The 19,051-nt window shown below is 66.4% G+C and carries 15 protein-coding genes; 8 read left to right on the forward strand and 7 right to left on the reverse strand.

The genetic code is table 11. The features are described 5' to 3' along the window. Window positions 1-3: 3 nt before the first annotated feature. Window positions 4-1,605 (reverse strand): phospho-sugar mutase, encoded by a 1,602-nt coding sequence (locus tag AB0362_RS13235; RefSeq protein WP_149405397.1) that lies wholly within the window; start codon window positions 1,603-1,605, stop codon window positions 4-6. Further along, complete coding sequence (locus AB0362_RS13240; RefSeq protein WP_255183255.1) at window positions 1,602-2,429, reverse strand: purine-nucleoside phosphorylase; 828 nt, start codon at window positions 2,427-2,429, stop codon at window positions 1,602-1,604. Before AB0362_RS13240 ends, AB0362_RS13235 begins: the two co-directional genes overlap by 4 nt. Window positions 2,430-2,502: 73 nt before the next feature. On the opposite strand from AB0362_RS13240, the gene AB0362_RS13245 reads away from it, so the two are divergent. The 4 genes from AB0362_RS13245 to AB0362_RS13260 all read left to right on the forward strand — a co-directional run bounded on the left by AB0362_RS13245 (window position 2,503) and on the right by AB0362_RS13260 (window position 6,103). Beyond that, complete coding sequence (locus AB0362_RS13245) at window positions 2,503-3,207, forward strand: enoyl-CoA hydratase/isomerase family protein (protein ID WP_317532290.1); 705 nt, start codon at window positions 2,503-2,505, stop codon at window positions 3,205-3,207. Window positions 3,208-3,300: 93 nt separating this feature from the next. Beyond that, window positions 3,301-4,464, forward strand: a complete 1,164-nt coding sequence (locus tag AB0362_RS13250; RefSeq protein ID WP_149405633.1) for a M20 family metallopeptidase — start codon at window positions 3,301-3,303, stop codon at window positions 4,462-4,464. Further along, window positions 4,461-5,624 (forward strand): M20 family metallopeptidase, encoded by a 1,164-nt coding sequence (locus AB0362_RS13255; RefSeq protein ID WP_149405399.1) that lies wholly within the window; start codon window positions 4,461-4,463, stop codon window positions 5,622-5,624. The genes AB0362_RS13250 and AB0362_RS13255 overlap by 4 nt, the downstream gene beginning before the upstream one ends. 14 nt (window positions 5,625-5,638) lie before the next feature. Further along, window positions 5,639-6,103, forward strand: a complete 465-nt coding sequence (locus AB0362_RS13260) for an SAM-dependent methyltransferase (protein WP_149405400.1) — start codon at window positions 5,639-5,641, stop codon at window positions 6,101-6,103. A gap of 13 nt (window positions 6,104-6,116) precedes the next feature. Here the strand turns inward: AB0362_RS13260 and AB0362_RS13265 are convergent, their stop codons facing one another. Next, window positions 6,117-6,581 carry a gamma-glutamylcyclotransferase gene (locus AB0362_RS13265; RefSeq protein WP_037188123.1) on the reverse strand — a complete coding sequence of 155 codons (465 nt, stop codon included), beginning with the start codon at window positions 6,579-6,581 and terminating at the stop codon, window positions 6,117-6,119. Window positions 6,582-6,762: 181 nt separating this feature from the next. Here AB0362_RS13265 and AB0362_RS13270 point away from each other — a divergent pair, with 181 nt between their 5' ends. The 3 genes from AB0362_RS13270 (at window position 6,763) to glpD (ending at window position 11,388) form a co-directional block, all read left to right on the forward strand. Then, window positions 6,763-8,166, forward strand: coding sequence for an NAD(P)H-quinone dehydrogenase (locus AB0362_RS13270; protein ID WP_149405401.1), 1,404 nt, complete (start codon window positions 6,763-6,765; stop codon window positions 8,164-8,166). 139 nt (window positions 8,167-8,305) lie between these two features. Beyond that, a complete protein-coding gene (locus AB0362_RS13275) occupies window positions 8,306-9,526 on the forward strand; it encodes a PLP-dependent aminotransferase family protein (protein ID WP_149405402.1) in 1,221 nt (406 codons plus the stop codon). A gap of 131 nt (window positions 9,527-9,657) precedes the next feature. Beyond that, entirely contained in the window at window positions 9,658-11,388 is a 1,731-nt protein-coding gene (gene glpD / locus AB0362_RS13280; RefSeq protein WP_149405403.1) for a glycerol-3-phosphate dehydrogenase, read from the forward strand. 148 nt (window positions 11,389-11,536) lie between these two features. Here the strand turns inward: glpD and AB0362_RS13285 are convergent, their stop codons facing one another. The 4 genes from AB0362_RS13285 to AB0362_RS13300 form a co-directional block, all read right to left on the reverse strand. Continuing rightward, window positions 11,537-12,793, reverse strand: coding sequence for a sigma-70 family RNA polymerase sigma factor (locus AB0362_RS13285; protein WP_317808755.1), 1,257 nt, complete (start codon window positions 12,791-12,793; stop codon window positions 11,537-11,539). Further along, window positions 12,790-13,140, reverse strand: a complete 351-nt coding sequence (locus AB0362_RS13290) for a YciI family protein (RefSeq protein ID WP_149405405.1) — start codon at window positions 13,138-13,140, stop codon at window positions 12,790-12,792. Before AB0362_RS13290 ends, AB0362_RS13285 begins: the two co-directional genes overlap by 4 nt. A gap of 108 nt (window positions 13,141-13,248) precedes the next feature. Continuing rightward, the gene (locus AB0362_RS13295; RefSeq protein WP_317808756.1) at window positions 13,249-14,022 is read right to left on the reverse strand and encodes a DNA-formamidopyrimidine glycosylase family protein; all 774 of its coding nucleotides are present in this window, start codon (window positions 14,020-14,022) and stop codon (window positions 13,249-13,251) included. A 38-nt stretch (window positions 14,023-14,060) separates the two neighbouring features. Further along, window positions 14,061-18,590: an ATP-dependent helicase gene (locus AB0362_RS13300; RefSeq protein WP_317808814.1), complete on the reverse strand. Its 4,530-nt coding sequence runs from the start codon at window positions 18,588-18,590 to the stop codon at window positions 14,061-14,063. 144 nt (window positions 18,591-18,734) lie between these two features. Here AB0362_RS13300 and AB0362_RS13305 point away from each other — a divergent pair, with 144 nt between their 5' ends. Beyond that, a complete protein-coding gene (locus AB0362_RS13305; RefSeq protein WP_068051442.1) occupies window positions 18,735-18,986 on the forward strand; it encodes a modification methylase HgiDII in 252 nt (83 codons plus the stop codon). Window positions 18,987-19,051 lie beyond the last annotated feature (65 nt).

Below are 19,051 nucleotides of genomic sequence, written 5' to 3' on the forward strand. Positions count from 1 at the left end.
CGCCTAGAGGTGCTGGGCGAAGTCGGTCAGTTCGGCCAGGATCTCGGCTGCCGCCGCCCGCGCTCTCGGCAGGTCCTCGGGGCCGTCGACGTGCTCGATCACTTCGAGGTAGGCCTTGAGCTTGGGTTCGGTGCCGGAGGGCCGCACGATCACCCGCAGCCCCGACCCGCTGATCTCGACTGCGTCGGTGCGTAATTCGTCGTCGCGCTGGGCGTAGTCCAGGACGGTGACCGTCCGGCCGGCCAGTTCCGTCGGCGGTGCGCTGCGCAACCGGTGCATCATGTTCCCGATGTCGGCGAGGTCCGCGACCCGCCGCGATACCTGCGCACCCAGGTGAACCCCGAACTCGACCGCGAGGTCGTCGAGTACGTCGAGCAGGGTGCGACGATCCTGCTTCAGGCCGGCGGCCAGATCTGCCAGCACCACCGCGGCCGAGATACCGTCCTTGTCGCGCACCACGTTCGGATCCACACAGTGCCCGATGGCCTCCTCGTAGGCGTACACGAGGCCCTCGCCCGCGCGGACGAGCCATTTGAATCCGGTCAGGGTGCGGGCATAGCGAGCGCCCCGCGCCGGAGCGAGCGCCGAGAGCAGTTGCGACGAGACGATCGTGTTGGCCACCAACGAGTCGGCGGGCGCATCGGCGAGGAGATGGTTCGCGAGCAGAGCCCCGGTCTCGTCGCCGGTCAGCATGCGCCACCCGCTGTCCGTCGGCACCCCGACCGCACAACGATCGGCGTCGGGGTCGAGGGCGATCGCGATGTCGGCGTCGATGTCCGCCGCCAGCGCGAGCACGGCGTCGGCTGCTCCTGGCTCCTCGGGGTTGGGAAACGTGACGGTCGGAAACGCTGGATCGGGCTCGAACTGCTCCTCGACCACCCGGATATCGCGGAACCCCGCACCACGTAGTGCTGCCATCGCAAGTTCACCGCCGACGCCGTGTAGGGGAGTCAATGCGATGCGGATGTCGCGACCCCTCGAACGTGGCAGTGCAACAACGGAATCGAGATACCGAGAAGCGATGTCGGAGCCGCCGGGCTGGACGATCGCGCGCGGAATCTCGATCGCGTCGGGAGTGGCCTCGATGAGCGCTTCGATCTGGGCGTCGCTCGGCGGGATCAGTTGCGAGCCGCCGCGGAGATACACCTTGTACCCGTTGTCCGCAGCGGGATTGTGCGACGCGGTGATCTGCACGCCGAGCTCGGCATCGAGTGCCCGCACCGCGAAGGCGACGACGGGGGTCGGGAGCGGCCGAGGCAGCATCACCACCGAAAAGCCCTGGGCGGAGAAGGTTTCGGCGGCCGCGAAGGCGAACTGTTCCGAGCCGTTCCTGGCGTCGCGACCGACCACGACGGTGGACCCACCCAGACCGTTCTCGACCAACCAGGCTGCGATGCCGGCCGAGGTTTTCGTCACCACCGCCACGTTCATCCCGTTCGGTCCCGCGCGCACCGGGCCACGAAGACCTGCGGTACCGAACGTCAGCGGTCCGCTGAACCTGTCGGCGAGTTCGGCATCGGGCAGGCCGTCGAGTTCTTCGCGAGCAGCGGGGTCGGGATCGCCTGCGATCCATCGTTGTACTCGCTCGGTGAGATTCTCGGTCACAGGCGGGAGACCAACTCGTGCAACAGCGATCCCATGCGGGCAGCGGACTCCTTGCCTGCAGCGAGTACTTCGGTGTGATTCAGGTGCTCACCGGTCATTCCGGCCGCGAGATTGGTCACCAGCGAGATGCCCAGGACGCGTGCGCCTTTCGCTCGCGCGGCGATCGTCTCGTGCACGGTCGACATTCCCACGAGGTCCGCACCGAGTGTGCGCAGCATCCTGATCTCGGCGGGCGTCTCGTAGTGCGGACCGGGAAGGCCGGCATAGACGCCGTCCTCGAGAGACGGATCGATGTCGGCCGCAAGGGCCCGAAGTTCGGGGGAGTACGCGTCGACCAGATCGACGAACTCCGCCCCGACGAGGGGCGAACGAGCCGTCAGATTGAGGTGGTCCGAGATCAGCACGGGCTGCCCGACGCTCATGCCGTCTCGGATACCGCCTGCAGCGTTGGTCAGCACGACGGTCGTGGCACCTGCCGCGATCGCGGTCCGCACCGGATGCACGACGCGTCGCAGGTCGTGCCCCTCGTAGGCATGCGTGCGTCCCTGCAGCAGCAGTGTGTGGGTGCCGCCGACGTCCACCGAGGTGATGGTGCCGGAGTGGCCCGACGCCGACGGTGGCGCGAACCCGGGCAGGTCGGCCATGCGCACGGTCGCGGTGGGGGAGCCGAAGACGTCGGCTGCCGCCTGCCATCCGGAACCGAGAACGATGGCCACGGTGTGGGTGTCGACTCCGGTTGCTGCGGCGAGTGCGTCGGCGGCGGTGCGCGCGGCACCCTCGGGATCGGTCACTGGGTCGGTCGCATGTGCGTCGGTGGTTGCCACGATGAACAACAGTAGGAGATCGACGCAACGGATGTGCGACCGGCGGAAGTTACTGTTGGGTAGTATCCGCTGCATGCCTTATCTCGAACGCGACGGTGACGTCCACATCCTGTTCCTCGGTGCCCAGGACGGAGCGGACAATCCCGAGAACCGTTTTCACCCGGATTGGATCAACGCCACCCACGCGTTGCTCGACGAGGTCGAGGCCTCGACCGGTCCGGCGGCGCTGGTCACCACGTCGGCGGGCAAGTTCTACAGCAACGGCCTCGACACCGACTGGCTGTTCGCCAACCTGGACAAGATCACCTGGTATCTCGATCGCGTGCACACTCTCTACACCAGGTTGCTCGCTTTTCCGATGGCCACCGTCGCTGCTGTGCAGGGCCACGCATTCGGCGCAGGGGCGATGTTCGCCACCTCCCACGACTTCCGCATCCAACGGGTCGATCGCGGCTTCTACTGCCTGCCCGAGGTGAACCTGAACATGCCGTTCACCGTCGGAATGTCTGCTCTGATCAACTCCCGGCTGCCCAAGCAGACCGCCGTCGAGGCGATGACGACCGGTCGTCGGTACGGCGGTGCCGACGCCGTGGCTGCCGGAATCGTCGAGGCGACGGCGGCGGAGGAGTCGCTGGTGTCCGACGCGGTCGCCAAGGCCGCCGCACTGACGAGCACCCGGGGTGCCAACCTGGCCGGCATCAAGGCTCGCATGCACGTGGATCTGCTCGCCGCGCTGAACACTGCGACCGACGACAGCAACTTCAGCTTCGGGAAGTAGTCACTCGGCACAGCTGTTCCGACAGTCGGTCGCGCTAGTGACACACTGTCTCTCGTGATCGACGAATCGAACAATGCCGACGTGGGTGAGGCGATGGACCGCGCCCTGGCCGACGCCACCGACGAAGTGGTTGCGCTTTCGCACTCGATCCACGCGGAACCGGAGCTGGCGTTCGCCGAACATCGCAGCGTCGCCAAGATCCTCGACACGCTCCGGGCCCACGATTTCGAGGTCGAGACGGCCGTCGCAGGCATCGACACCGCGTTCACCGCGTCGTTCGGCAGCGGCGATCTGGTGATCGGAATCTGTGCGGAGTACGACGCTCTGCCCGAGATCGGTCATGCGTGCGGGCACAACATCATCGCGGCCTCGGCTGTGGGTGCTGCGCTTGCGCTCGCTCCGGTCGCCGACGCGCTCGGGATCACCGTGCGAGTGCTCGGTACCCCGGCCGAGGAGACCGGCGGCGGCAAGGTCTTGATGCTCGAGCGAGGAGTGTTCGACGGCGTCGGCGCGGCGTTGATGGTCCATCCCGGTCCCTTCGACATCGTGGGTGCGACCTCGCTGGCGCTGGCGGACATCGCGGTCAAGTTCACCGGCCGTGCCGCGCACGCGTCGGCTGCTCCCGAGTGGGGAATCAACGCAGGCGACGCGGTGACCATCAGTCAGGTGGCACTCGGGCTCCTGCGCCAGCATCTGTCGCCGGGTCAGCAGCTGCACGGCATCGTCAGCGACGGGGGTGTGGCACCGAACATCGTGCCCGGCCATGCCGAGCTGCTCTACTACCTGCGCGCGAACACCACCGAATCGCTCCACGCTCTGACGGCGAAGACGTACGCGTGTTTCGAGGCAGGAGCGATCGCCACCGGGTGCACTCACGAGATCCGTACGGTGTCGCCGACCTATGCGGCGTTGACGCCGGATTCGTGGCTGGCTGCGGCTTTTCGGCAGGAGATCGAAGCATTGGGCCGGTCGCCCCTGGCTCCGGATTTGGAAGGATTTCGCCCGTTGGGCAGCACAGACATGGGAAACGTGACGAATGTTCTACCCGGTATTCATCCCGTCGTCGGCCTCGATGCGGGAGGAGCGGTGACCCATCAGCCGGAGTTCGCCGCCGCGTGTGTCACCGAGTCGGCCGATCGAGCGTTGCTCGACGGAGCTCTCGGTCTCGCCAGAACTGCTGCGCGCGCCGCAGCCGATCCCGGTACTCGCGCCCGTCTGCTCGACGGCGTGACCGCTCGCTCGGCGGCGCAGTCGTGAGTACCCGCGAGGACGCGATCGATCGGTGGATTCACGCGCACACGGCAGATCTGCCTCTGTGGCGGCGGCACATTCACGCACATCCGGAACTTGCTCGACGCGAATTCGGCACCACCGCGTTCGTGATGGAGCATCTCGAAGCGGCGGGTCTGTCGCCCAAGCCACTCCCCGGTGGAACGGGGTTGATCTGCGACATCGGGCCCGATGGTCCGCGGGTGGCGTTGCGGGCGGACATGGACGCCCTGCCGCTGCAGGAGAACACCGGCGCGGTGTACTCGTCGACCGTGCCGGGGGTGTCGCACGCCTGCGGGCACGACGCACACACCACGGTGCTGCTCGCGACCGGATTGGCGCTGGCGTCACTGCCGGACCTGCAGTACGGGGTGCGCCTGATCTTTCAGCCCGCCGAGGAGGTCATGCCGGGCGGTGCCCTCGACGCGGTGGCCGCGGGAGCGCTCGACGGTGTCACCAAGATCTTTGCGCTGCACTGTGATCCGCGGCTCGAGGTGGGGCAGGTCGGCGTGCGCCTCGGTGCGATCACCTCTGCTGCCGACACCGTCGAGCTGCGGCTGGATTCGCCCGGCGGACACACCTCTCGGCCGCACCTGACCACCGATCTGATCTACGCACTGGGCACCGTCATCACCGGCCTGCCCGGAATGCTGAGCAGGCGCGTCGACCCGCGGACCAGCACGGTCATGGTGTGGGGAGCTGTGGTCGCGGGCCAGGCCCCCAACGCCATACCGCAGACCGGCATGCTGACCGGCACCGTCCGCACCGGCGACCACGAGACCTGGGCGTTGCTCGAGCCGCTGGTCCGCGAGATCGTCACCGGATTGCTCGCACCGACCGGTGTCCGCTTCGAGCTGCACTATCGTCGCGGCGTGCCTCCCGTGGTCAACGATCCGGCGTCCACGCACACGTTCGAGAAGGCGATCGAGAGGGTCGGACCCGACGCATTGGCCGATACCGCGCAGTCCGGTGGCGGCGAGGATTTCTCGTGGTACCTCGAACGAGTGCCCGGCGCGATGGCTCGACTCGGCGTGTGGCCGGGCACCGGACCGCAACTCGACATCCACCAACCCACCTTCGATCTCGACGAACGAGCACTGGCCGTGGGCGTGAAGGTGATGACCGGAATCGCGCTGGATCCGAACTAGAGGCAGGAGACGAGATGGCGTTCGATGTGTCGCCGATCGGGATCGTCAGATCCGAACGCGTCGAGGTGGTGGACGACAATTGGGGATCGGTCGAATCCGTCCTCGACCTCCACGACAGTGTGCTCGACGCCGACTCGACCCTCGGTCTCGCGGAATTCTCCCACCTCGAAGTGGTCTACGGCTTCCACCTGTGCGATCCGGCCGAGACGACCACCGGTTCTCGGCACCCCCGCGGTGACACGACGCTTCCTCGGGTGGGAGTCCTCGCTCAACGGGTCAAGGACCGGCCCAATCATCTCGGGGTGTCGCGGTGCGAGATCGTCGACGTGGACGGACTGCGCATCCGAGTCCGAGGTCTCGACGCGATCGACGGCACACCGGTGTTCGATGTCAAGCCGTTCCTGCAGTCCATGGTTCCGGAACGTGCGGATGTGACCGAGCCGGCTTGGGTGGCGTCGGTGATGAAGAACTACTTCTGATCCGTCCCTCGAACTACGAGGCGGTACCGGGACCGACGTTGCGGCTGTTGCGGGTTCGTAGGTCTCGCACGTATTCGGCTGGGGCACCGGCGATTTCGGCTGCCTCGGCCATGACGCCGAGGTAGCGTGCCGACGGCAGGCCGCCCTCGTAGGCGTCGAGCACGTACATCCAGGCGAGCACCGGCTCCCGGCCGGTCTCGATGCGCAGCCGGATCTTCCGGTGAATACCGAGTTCCGACCCCTCCCAGCGATCCAGGCTCTCCTCGTCCTCCTCGGACACGTCGTAGAGCACGACGAAGACCTGCGAGTCGGGATCCTCCACGACCGTGGCCAGCGCGCCTTCCCAACCGATGTCGCCACCGCCGAAGGTCAACCGCCATCCGTGCAGCCACCCGGTTCCCGACAGGGGCGAGTGAGGGCATCGCTGCAACATCTGCTCCGGATGCATGTTGGATCCGTAGGCGGCATAAATTGGCACGTCGGCCAGCCTAAACCGTATCGGTGCACACTGACGCCTCGTGGTCGTGTTTCGGTGCGTCGCCGCAGGTCCGCCCTCCTGCGGGGCAAGGCAAGCCAGCCCTACCGACGCGCGAGGGCAGCCTCTGGAATACCGTTGACGCGACACAGCGAGAGATTTCGAGCATGCGAGAAGAGGATCAATGACCCGGATTGTGATCATCGGTGGTGGTCCGGCAGGGTACGAAGCAGCGTTGGTTGCCGCACAGTACGGCGGAGAGGTGACGCTCGTCGATTCCGACGGTATCGGCGGTGCCTGCGTTCTCTGGGACTGCGTGCCGTCGAAGACGTTCATCGCCTCGACCGGCATTCGCACCGAGATGCGTCGAGCCAGCGACCTCGGTATCTCCCTCGATCCGTCGCAGGCGGCCGTCGCGCTGCCGAAGATTCACGACCGTGTGAAGAGCCTCGCGCAGGCGCAGTCCTCCGACATCGCCCACCGCGTCACCTCCGTCGGCGTGGAGCTGCTGGCCGGACGCGCCGAGATGATCGACTCCCACGTCGGGATGGCCTCGCACCAGATCAAGGCGGTGCTCGCCGACGGCGAAGAGCGCATCCTCGACGCCGATGTCGTGCTCGTCGCGACCGGTGCCCGTCCCCGCGTGGTCAAGGGAGCCGAGCCCGACGGCGAACGCATCCTCAACTGGCGTCAGCTCTACGATCTCGAGTCCCTCCCCGAGCACCTGGTGGTCGTCGGATCCGGTGTGACCGGTGCCGAGTTCGTCTCGGCCTACACCGAGATGGGCGTCAAGGTCACCGCGGTCTCGAGCCGCGACCGCGTCCTTCCGCACGAGGACGAGGACGCCGCGCTGGTGCTCGAGGACGCGTTCAACGAGCGCGGCGTCACCCTCGTCAAGCACGCCCGCGCCGATTCGGTCGTTCGCACCGACGACGGCGTTCTGGTCACGCTGTCGGACGGCCGCACCGTCGAGGGCAGCCACGCCCTGATGACCGTCGGATCGGTGCCCAACACCTCCGGTCTCGGACTCGAGAAGGTGGGTATCGAACTCGACAAGGGCGGATACCTGCGGGTGGATCGCGTCTCGCGGACCGCTGTCGCCGGTATCTATGCAGCCGGTGACTGCACCGGTCTGCTGCCGCTGGCCTCGGTTGCGGCGATGCAGGGACGCATTGCGATGTATCACGCACTGGGACAGGCCGTCAGCCCGATCAAGCTCAAGACCGTCGCCTCGGCGGTGTTCACGCGGCCGGAGATCGCGTCGGTCGGCGTCGCGCAGTCCAAGATCGACGCCGGTGACGTACCGGCGCGCGTGGTGATGCTGCCGTTGACAACGAATCCGCGAGCGAAGATGAGCGGGCTCAAGCGTGGTTTCGTGAAGATCTTCTGCCGCCCGGCGACCGGCGTCGTCATCGGTGGTGTCGTGGTCGCCCCGAGTGCGTCGGAGCTGATTCTGCCGATCGCGATGGCGGTACAGAACAACCTTTCGGTCAACGACCTGGCGAACACGTTCTCGGTGTACCCGTCGCTGTCCGGTTCGGTCATCGAGGCCGCGCGTCAGTTGATGGCGCACGACGATCTGGACTGATCTCATCATGTGAGAATCGCGTTTCATATTTCGGTAGCACGTGAGACAGTCCAAGGAGCGGACACACCCGTCCGCTCCTTCTTCGACTCAGCGGATCCGCGGGCCGTCTCCCCATTCCTGCTGCCCCGGAGCCTCTCTCATGTCCACTACGTACCGTCCCGCCGGCCTGGCCGCCCGCACCGACTCGCTCACCAGCTCGGCCATCCGTGACCTCCTCGCTCTGACTGCACGCGACGATGTGATCAGCCTCGCCGGAGGTCTACCGGCCACCGATCTGATACCGATCGACCGCATCGCCGCAGCAGCAGAGGCTGCGCTTCGTCGCCCCGACGCGGTGCAGTACTGCGAGACATCCGGCCACCGCACTCTGCGTAGCGTCGTTGCAGCCAGGGAATCGCTCACGCGCGGGGGAATGCCCGTTCCGGTCGAGTCCGTCATCGTGACGCACGGTTCGCAGCAGGCCCTGACGTTGCTCGCGCAGGCCCTGATCGACCCCGGTGCTGTCGTCGTGGTCGACGAGCCCGCGTACACCGGTGCGCTGCAGGTGTTCTCGATCGCCGAAGCGCGCATCGCGTCCATTCCCATCACCGATACCGGAATGGACACCGACCAACTCGAACGCAGACTGGCGGCGGGGCTGCGTCCCGCGGTGGTCCACACTGTCGCGAACTTCCACAATCCGCGGGGAGTCACGATGAGCGAGCAGCGTCGACGCCACCTCGCGGCTCTCGCGGATCGCTACGGATTCTGGGTCATCGAGGACGACCCGTACGGTGAGATATGTTTCGACACAACGGAATCCGATATCGGCGCTCCGCCGCTGCCGATCGCGTGTCACAGCGATCGCGTCATTCGACTCTCCAGTGCGTCGAAGATCCTCGCTCCGACGCTCCGTGTCGGCTGGTTCGTCGCCCCGCCCAGCGTCTGTGCGGCGGTGGAACTGCTCAAGCAGGGCGCGGATCTGTGTGGATCCTCGATGACGCAGCTGATGGCAGCGGACATGCTCGCCGACACCGCGTGGCTCGATGCGCATGTGGCCGTTCTGCGGCGCGAGTACGGCTCTCGTGCAACGGCATTGACGAATGCTCTCGGTGCCGAGTTCGGTGATCGGCTGACCGTCTCGCGCCCCGCTGGCGGGATGTTCGCCTGGGCCACCTTCCGGGACGGAACCGACACCGGCGAGTTGCTCGACGCGGCGCTCGATCACGGAGTCGCCTTCGTGCCGGGCACGGCGTTCGCTTCGGATGCGCAGTACCGTCACTCGCTGCGGTTGAGCTTCGCCGGATCGACCCCGGCCGTGCTGGCAGAGGCAGTGCGACGATTGGGTGCCGCGCACACGGCGTCGATGCGAGTGCGCTGATCTGATTGCCCCGACCCGACTGCTTCGACCGGACTGTTTCGACCACGGCAGGTTCTGCGCCCGGAGGACCTGGGGCGGTAGCCTGACGTGCAAGCAATGCGGGGATTTTCGATGGATATGGAGCGTTCGAGATGAGCAACCGATCGAATACGAAGTTCCTCGGACCCGACCAGCGGGTGGAGGCGTGGGACCAGCTCGGAACCGAGCAGTTCGACGTGGTGGTGATCGGCGGTGGCGTCGTCGGCTCCGGTGCGGCCCTCGACGCGGCGACGCGCGGACTGAAGGTGGCGCTGGTCGAGGCGCGGGATTACGCGTCGGGAACGTCGTCTCGCTCGTCCAAGATGTTCCACGGCGGGCTCCGATACCTCGAGCAGCTCGAGTTCGGGCTGGTCCGTGAGGCCCTGCACGAACGCGAACTTTCCCTGTCCACGCTCGCACCGCACTTGGTCAAGCCGCTGAAGTTCCTCTTCCCGCTCACCCACCGGTTGTGGGAGCGTCCGTACATCGCCGCGGGTATTTTTCTGTACGACCGCATGGGTGGGGCCAAATCGGTGCCGCAGCAGAAGCACCTGACTCGATCGGGTGCGCTGCGGATGTCGCCCGGGATCAAACGCAAGTCGTTGATCGGCGGGATCAGGTACTACGACACGGTCGTCGACGACGCCCGGCACACCATGACCGTCGCCAGGACGGCCGCTCACTACGGCGCAGTGGTGCGAACCTCCACCCAGGTCGTCGGTTTCCTGCGTGAGGCCGACCGGGTATCCGGTGTGCGCGTGCGTGATTCGGAGACCGGTGCCACCACCGAGGTGCGGGCACACGTGGTGATCAATGCCACCGGCGTGTGGACCGACGAGATCCAGTCGCTGTCCAACATGCGCGGACGCTTCCGCGTACGCGCCTCGAAGGGCGTGCACATTGTGGTGCCGCGCGATCGAATCGTCAGCGAGGCCGCGATCATTCTGCGCACCGAGAAGTCGGTGCTGTTCATCATTCCGTGGGGTGCGCACTGGATCATCGGTACCACCGACACCGACTGGAATCTCGATCTGGCGCACCCGGCCGCCACCAAAGCCGACATCGACTACATCCTGGGCGAGGTCAACGGCGTGCTCGTCACGCCGCTCACCCACGCGGACATCGACGGTGTGTACGCGGGCCTGCGGCCACTGCTGGCAGGCGAGAGCGACGAGACCTCCAAGCTCTCTCGCGAGCACGCGGTCGCTCGGGTGGCCCCGGGACTCATCGCCATCGCAGGCGGCAAGTACACGACCTACCGGGTCATGGCCGAGGACGCCGTCGATCTGGCGGCCGAGGACATCCCGGTGCGGGTGGCGTCCTCGATCACCGAGAAGGTGCCCCTCGTCGGTGCCGACGGTTACTTCGCCCTGGTCAATCAGGCACCGCATCTGGGCGAGATGTACAAGCTGCATCCACATCGGGTGACGCATCTGCTCGATCGATACGGTTCGTTGATCGACGAGGTGCTGGCGATGGCCGACGGCAAACCCGAACTGCTGCAACCACTCACCGATGCGCCAGCCTACCTTCAGGTGGAGGTGGTGTACGCCGCAGCAGCCGAGGGCGCACTGCATCTCGAGGACGTGCTGTCGCGTCGTACCAGGATTTCCATCGAGTACTCCCATCGCGGGATGAACTGCGCGGGTCAGGTTGCGGCGTTGATCGCACCCGTGCTGGGTTGGGACGAGGCCATGGTCGACCGTGAGGTCGAGACCTACCGCGCCCGGGTGGAAGCCGAGATCGAGTCGCAGCGCCAGCCCGACGATGAATCGGCAGACGCTCTGCGAGTCGTCGCTCCCGAGGCCCGCCAGGAAATCCTCGAACCCGTTCGCACAATCTAGCGCAGTCGAACCAGCGTCCGGGGTGCACGAGCCGCGGTCGCGCCGGACACGGCCATGATCAGCAGGGTGAGTATCGCAAGTGTCAACATACGATCCATGGTGATCGGCGAAGCTGTGAACAGGCTTGGCCGCACCTGACAGCGAGCTTTCAGGTTTCTTCCGGTCTTTGCTCGACAGGGCGCGAGGACGGCGCGAGCTGCGCCCGGAGATACGCCCTCTCGACCGGCGACGGGTCGAGAGCAAGCGCAGCCGTTCGTGCGTTCTCGGCCTCTTCCGCGCGGTCCAGGCGATCGAGCATCACAGCTCGACAGGCATGCCACAGGTAGTGGCTGCCGAGAGAATCGATGGCGTCGAGTGCATCGAGCCCGGCGGCAGGACCCTGGCTTTCCCCTACGGCGACACTGCGGTTGAGTGCCACGATCGGGGTGTTCTCGACAACCACGAGCGCGTCGTACAACATGACGATCCGTGGCCAATCGGTGTCGGCGTAGGTCGCTGCGGTGGAGTGACATGCTGCGATGGCTGCCTGGACGGTGTAGCGGCTGGGCCGAGAGTCGTTGCGACGCAGTGCACTGTCCATCAACCGAGCACCCTCCTCGATAGCCTCTCGATTCCACCGAGATCTGTCCTGATCCTCCAGCCTGGCGAGGCCGCCCGATTCATCGGTCCTGGTCGCCCGGCGCGAGTCCGTGAACAGCATGAGGGCCAGAAGCCCCTGGAGTGACGGCTCGTCCGGCATCAGGTCGATCAGCAAGCGGGCCAACCGAAGTGCCTCGTCACAGAGTCGAGGCCGCACCAGCGTCTCGCCCCCGAGATGGCCGGCGGTGAACATCAAATACACCGTGGTGGCCACAGCGTCGAGTCGTTGCGGTAACTCTGCCGAGTCCGGTACTCGATACGGAATGTTGGCAGCTGCGATCTTCTTCTTCGCGCGTGTGAGGCGTTTGGCCATGGTGGCCTCGGGCACGAGCATCAATCGGGCGATGTCGGACGTGGCGAGCCCGCAGAGCGTGCGCAGGCTCAGTGCCACCTGGGCGTCGACGGAGAGCGTCGGATGACAGCAGGTGAAGACCAACCGCAACAGATCGTCGGCGATCGCGGACTCGTCGCTCTCGCTCCAATTCTGCTTCAGCACGGCGAGATCCGCCGCCTCCCGTTCCTTCGTGGTGCGCCCGGCCTCGCGTCTGATGATGTCGAGTGCCTTGTTGCGTGCCACGGTCGTGAGCCAGGCGCGCGGATTGTCGGGGACACCCGATCGAGGCCAGTGAGCGAGTGCGGTCACCACGGCCTCGGAGACTGCGTCCTCGGCGACGGCAAGACTGCCGGTGGTGCGCACGAGGGTCGCCAGAACTCGGCGACCCTCGTCACGGACCACGGCCGCCAGGTGCTCGGCCGGTGTGCTCACTGAGCCATCGGGATGATCGGCCGTACTTCGATTGCTCCGTTCCATGCCGCTGGGATCTGTGCGGCCAGCGCGATCGCGGCTTCGAGGTCCTGTGCCTCGAGGAGGAAGAACCCCGCGAGTACCTCTTTTGCTTCGGCGAACGGACCGTCCGTTGTCAGGACGTCACCTCCCTTCCCGCCCGACACGCGCACCGTGGTGGCGGTCGAGGTGGGGTGAAGGACCGCTCCGCCGATGATCGCGGGTCCGGCCGCGGCACTGAATGCACCGTATTCGGCCATCTCGTCCGCGACCTCGGGCGATGTCCAGTCGGCGTCATGGGTGTAGACGATCGCTGCGTATGCGGTCATGAGGTCTCCTTGGAATCGTCGTGGTCGGCGCCATTCGTCGACCTACACACGAAGGACGAACGGGGTTCGTCGAAAAGGACACCATGGACCGGACAATCTCGCCAGACCTCAGTTCTGACAGTGTGGGCAGTGGTAGATCTGCCGTTCCTCGAGTGGGTTGTCACCGATGAGCCCGAATTCGATGGTGGTTCCGCAGCGTCGGCATGGCTTGTTCTCGCGCCCGTACACCCAGAAGTGTCGGCCCGGGCGTCGATCCCCTGTAGTGACGCGTTGGTTTCGATCCTTGTTGGCCATGATCAATCGATAGGACAGGTCGATCGTCTTCTTCAGGTCACCGGCGTCGCCGACCGGTGTACGCGGGTCTATGCCACGCAGAAAGCAGATCTCGTTTCGATAGACGTTGCCGAGCCCTGCGATGTTGCGCTGATCGAGCAGAGCGAGTCCGACGGGACGAGCCGGATCCGACTCCAAATTGGTCAGGGCGGCTACTGGGTCCCAGTCGGGACCGAGTAGATCCGGTCCGAGATAGCCGACGACCTCGTCCTCGTCCTCGACGATGTCGAGGACTCCGAGCTCGAAACCGATGGCCTGCGCGTCGGCGGTGTTCAGGATGATCCGCGCCTGGAACGCCGGGCGACGCCAGCGAGCGCCGGGTGCATAGACGTGCCAGGTGCCTTCCATCTTCAGATGCGAATGAATGACGTAGCCGCCGACTCTGATCAGCAGGTGCTTACCGCGTGAGGCGACGGAATCGACGGTCTCTCCGGTGAAGTCGACTGTGGCGTAACGGGGTACGCGAATGTCGCAGGTGGTGAGCTGCCTGCCCTCGAGTGCGGCGCGCAGGGTGTTGGCAGCGCGCCAGACGGTATCGCCCTCGGGCATCGGTGTCCTCTCTCGTTCCTGGGGAGTATTGCGGTGCTTCAGCGACGCAGACGAAGGCCGCGTGGGGTCGCCGAGAAACCGGCCTCGGTCAGGGTCTTGGAGAAGTCCGTGCCGTGAATGTCGTGACCGTTGATCCGCTCGACGAGTAGCTTGTCGACTCCGCCGCGGCGAACGGTGGCCGCCAAAGCGGTTGCTGCAGCGCCGATGTCCTCGGTGTTCTCACCGAACGTCAGCACCGACTTTCCGCCGCGTTCGACGAACATCGTCAATTCGCCCCGGACGAGGACCACCAGTGCACCGGCCTTGCGACCCGGCCGATGCTTCGTCGTCTCGTCCGGCTTGTCTCCGACACCGGCCTCGCCGCTGCCTGCTTTCGGCCAGGGCAGTGCTCCACCATAGGGGTTGGCCGGATCGCAGGACGCGAGCACGACGGCGGTGGCGTTCTTCTTCGGTTCGTCGTAGCTGCGCAACCGGTCCACCACATCGGAGGTGGAGAACTGCGCTCCGCCGAGGGAATCGACGAAGTAGCCGCGACGGCAGCGACCGGAATCCTCGAATCCGGTGAGCACCTTGTACATCGTGGCGAATCCGCCGGGCACGCCCTCGTTCATCACCGAGCCGCGGGTCACCACGCCGTAGCGTTCGAGCAGTACATCGGCGGTCGCATGGGCGCGGACGGTCAGGTCGGGTTCGAGCTCGGGCAACCTCGACCATCGTCCACCCGCGGTCGGGGGTCCGGTGCGGGTGGGCAGGGACGGCCGCTCGAACTGCCGGTACGAGCGCAACCGCGGTGTCCGACGAGGTGCTCGATGACTCGGGGCCGAGCGGGTGGTCGTGGAGTTCAACAGCGCGCGCAGCGGGGCGAACGTGTCGTTGCTCAGACGGCCCGCCCACACCAGCTCCCACAGTGCAGCCTGCAGAGCGGTGTCGTCGGTACTGCCGACGGTGTCGGAGAGCTGTCGGAAGAAGTACGCACCGCCGCCCGCGACGGCGTCCTGAATACGAATCTGCAACTCCGACAAGTCGGATTCGGCAGCGGGCACGAGGGTCAGCGGAGCAGTATCGGCCATGTGCAGGCTCACCCAGCCATCCTTCGATGAGATCGCGCCGTGTCCCGACCACAACACCTCCCCGGTGGAGGTCAGTTCGTCGAGCATCGCCGGGCTGTAGTCCGTCACCCGCGACGAGAGCACGAGCGATTCCCAGGCCGATGCCGGAACAGGAACGCCCGCAAGCTGTTCGATGACGGTTGCGACGCCGTCGATTCCGCTCAGGCGTCGGCTGTCCACGTGCTGCCACGCCGGCAGGAAGCGGCCGAGGGTGGCGGTGGAGACGGGTTCGATTTCCTGCCGAGCCGCAGCGAGCGACCGGCGCCGCAAACGTCGCAGGACCTCGGCCTCGCACCATTCGCTGCCGGTGGCTCCGGGCCGAAATTCGCCCTCGACGACGCGCTTGTCGACGGCGAGTCTGCGCAGGACGTCGCGTACCACGGCGGTGCCCACCCCGAAGCGCGCCGCGGCGTCGTCGAGGGTGAACGGTCCGTGGGTTCGGGCGTACCGGCTGATCAGGTCCACCAGCGGGTCGTCGACGGGTTCGATGAAGGCGGCCGGAGTTCCGATGGGAAGCGGGACGCCCAGTGCGTCGCGCAGCCGCGCGGCGTCCTCGATCGCCGTCCACCAGTTCTTGCCGGCGAACGAGACCTCCATCGCCCGCTTGGCATCGGCGAGTTCGGTGAGCCACTGCGGGTATTCGTCGCCGTCGGTTCGAAGGCCGACTTCCTCGACGGTCAGCGGACCGAGCAGTCGCAGCAGATCCGCGACGCCTTCGATGTCCTTGGCGTGGCGGTCCTCGGGGAGGCGCTGTAGCTCGAGTTCGGTGGTGGTGATGACGCTGTCGTCGAGCAGCTCTCGCAGTTCGACGCGTCCGAGCAGCTCGGCGAGGAGCGCCGAGTCGAGTGACAGTGCGGCGGCTCGGCGTTCGGCCAACGGGCTGTCGCCCTCGTACATGAATGCGCCGACGTAGTTGAACAGCAGCGAATTGGCGAACGGGGACGGTGACGGCGTCTCGACGTCGACGATTCTGATCTGGCGTCGGCCGATTCTGGCCAGGATGTCCTCGAGGGCGGGGAGGTCGTAGACGTCTTGCAGGCACTCACGGACGGTCTCGAGCAGGATCGGGAACGTCGGGTATTTGCGTGCCACGTCGAGCAGCTGGGCCGAACGCTGGCGCTGCTGCCACAGCGGCGCTCGCTTGCCCGGGTTGCGGCGGGGGAGAAGCAGTGCGCGAGCGGCACATTCGCGGAATCTCGATGCGAACAGAGCCGACCCGCCGACCTGTTCGGTGACGATGTCGGCGATCTCGTCGCGCTCGAAGACGAACAGTTCTGCGCCCGGTGGCTGGTCGTCGGTGTCGGGAAGCCGGACGATGATGCCGTCGTCGGATGCGGTGGGGGCGGCGTCGATGCCGTACCGCTCGATCAGCCTCGCGCCGACTGCGAGCGCCCACGGCGCGTGCACCTGCTGGCCGTAGGTGGAATGCAGAACCAGTCGCCAGTCACCGAGTTCGTCGCGGAACCGCTCGACGATCATCGTCTTGTCGGTGGGGAGCTGGCCGGTGGCCTCGAGTTGCTCGTCGAGCAATGCGATGAGGTTGTTGACGGCGTTGGCGTCGAGACCGTCGGAGCTCAACCGGTCGGCCAAGTTGCTGCGATCGGTGGTGCTGCGCAGGAACTCACCCAGGGCCTGGCCCAGTTCGGCCGGCCGGCCAAGGCCGTCGCCGTGCCAGAAGGGGAGCCGGCCGGGTTGGCCGTACGCCGGGCTGACGAGCACCCGATCGTGGGTGATCTCCTCGATCCGCCAGCTGGTGGCACCGAGAGCGAACACGTCACCCACTCGCGATTCGTAGACCATCTCCTCGTCGAGTTCGCCTACCCTGGACTGCTTTTCGCCCACCATGTAGACGGTGAACAGGCCGCGGTCGGGGATGGTGCCACCGGAGGTGACGGCCAGCCGTTGCGAGCCGGGACGGCCGGTGAGAGTGTTGGCGTCGCGGTCCCACACGAGCCTTGGCCGTAGTTCCGCGAACTCGTCCGAGGGGTAGCGGCCCGAGAGCAGATCGAGAGTCGACTCGTAGGCAGATCGGGGCAGGGTGGCGAAACTGCCTGTGCGACGGACGGAATCGAACCAGTCCTCGGCGTCGATCGGTTCGAGGGCGCAGGCCGCCACCGTCTGCTGCGCCAGCACGTCGAGTGGATTGGCGGGAACGAACAACGCCTCGATCTTGCCCGACGTCATGCGTTCGACGGTGACGGCGCAGTGGATCAGGTCGGTGCGGTGCTTGGGGAACAACACACCCTTGGAGATCTCGCCGACCTGGTGACCTGCGCGTCCGACGCGTTGCAACCCACTCGCCACCGATGGCGGCGCTTCGACCTGGACGACCAGATCGACTGCGCCCATGTCGATTCCGAGTTCGAGGCTGCTGGTGGCGACGACGCAGCGCAGCCTGCCGGTCTTGAGATCGTCTTCGATCAGCGCGCGCTGATCCTTGCTGACACTGCCGTGGTGGGCCCGGGCCAGCAATGGATCGGCACCGTGGTTCACGTCGGTGGGAGTGCCGACCTGCGAGGGCGGTTTGTGCTCGGTCTCGACGCCGTCGCCGATCCGTTCGGCGTACACCTCATTGAGCCGCGCAGTCAGCCGCTCTGCGAGACGTCGAGAATTGGCGAAGACGATGCACGATTTGTGCTCGAGGATGAGATCGACCATCTTCTCCTCGACGTGGGGCCAGATGGATCCCTGCGCCGGGGGAGCGGCCGAGGTGTCCGCATTCGGGTCGGTGACGCCCAGTTCGGTCATGTCCTCGACCGGCACCTGGACCGTCAGATCGAATGTCTTCGGTGCAGGCGGAGCGACGATCTCGATGGGAGCGGCACCGGCCAGGAATCGGCCCACCTCTTCGTGCGGTCGTACCGTCGCGGACAGGCCGATGCGTTGAGCCGGCTTGTCCAGCATCGCGTCGAGCCGTTCGAGAGACACCGCGAGGTGTGCGCCACGTTTGGTGCCCGCGACGGCGTGTACCTCGTCGACTATCACGGTGTCGACCTCGGCGAGGATGTCTCGCGCGGCCGAGGTGAGCATGAGGAACAGCGATTCCGGGGTGGTGATCAGGATGTCCGGCGGCGTCTTGATCATGTTCCTGCGGTCGGCGGCGCTGGTGTCGCCGGATCGCACACCGACCGAGATCTCCGGTGGGTTCAGGCCGAGGCGCTTGGCGGTCTGGGTGATGCCGACGAGGGGAGCGCGCAGGTTGCGCTCGACGTCGACGGCAAGGGCCTTGAGCGGCGAGATGTAGAGGACTTTGGTCTTGCGGGTGCTGTCCGCACCCAGCTGCGCAAGCTCGTCCAGGGCCCACAGGAAGGCCGAGAGCGTCTTGCCCGAACCCGTCGGAGCTACCACGAGGGTGTGCGAACCACTCGAGATGGACGACCACGCGCCCAACTGCGCGGACGTCGGAGCGGGAAAAGCGCCGGTGAACCATTCCCGGGTCGGCCGCGACAACTTCTGCATCACCGACAGCTCGCCCGCTGCGTCGGTGCCCGTCCTCTGCCTGGCCATCCCATCATCATGCCCCCGGGCACCGACAGATAACCCTCACGCCGTTCCCCGAGCGTGCGGCGGTGTCGATTCGAGCGATTCGGGTACACCGCCCCCATGACCGACGACCAAGAGATCATGCAGAAGATTTCCGCGAAACTCGACGCTCTGCTCGGCAGCAAGACCAACGGCCTGCAGAACGAGGTGCCTCCGGGCGCGAGCATCCAGTCCGACGAGGACGATGCCGAGCACGGGCCACTCGGCCGCGACTACCACCTGGCGAGCAAATACGCGCAGGCTCTCGCCATCAACGAGCCTCAGGTCATCGACCGCGAGGAATTCGATCGACTGGTCGCCGAGTACGGCTGACCAGCACCGCTGCACGACACCGGCCCCGGCCCACCCACTCGGGCCGGGGCTTCGTCGTGTTCGCA

The organism is Rhodococcus sp. NPDC079359 (assembly GCF_040702585.1).
In the GTDB taxonomy this organism is placed as follows: domain Bacteria; phylum Actinomycetota; class Actinomycetes; order Mycobacteriales; family Mycobacteriaceae; genus Rhodococcoides.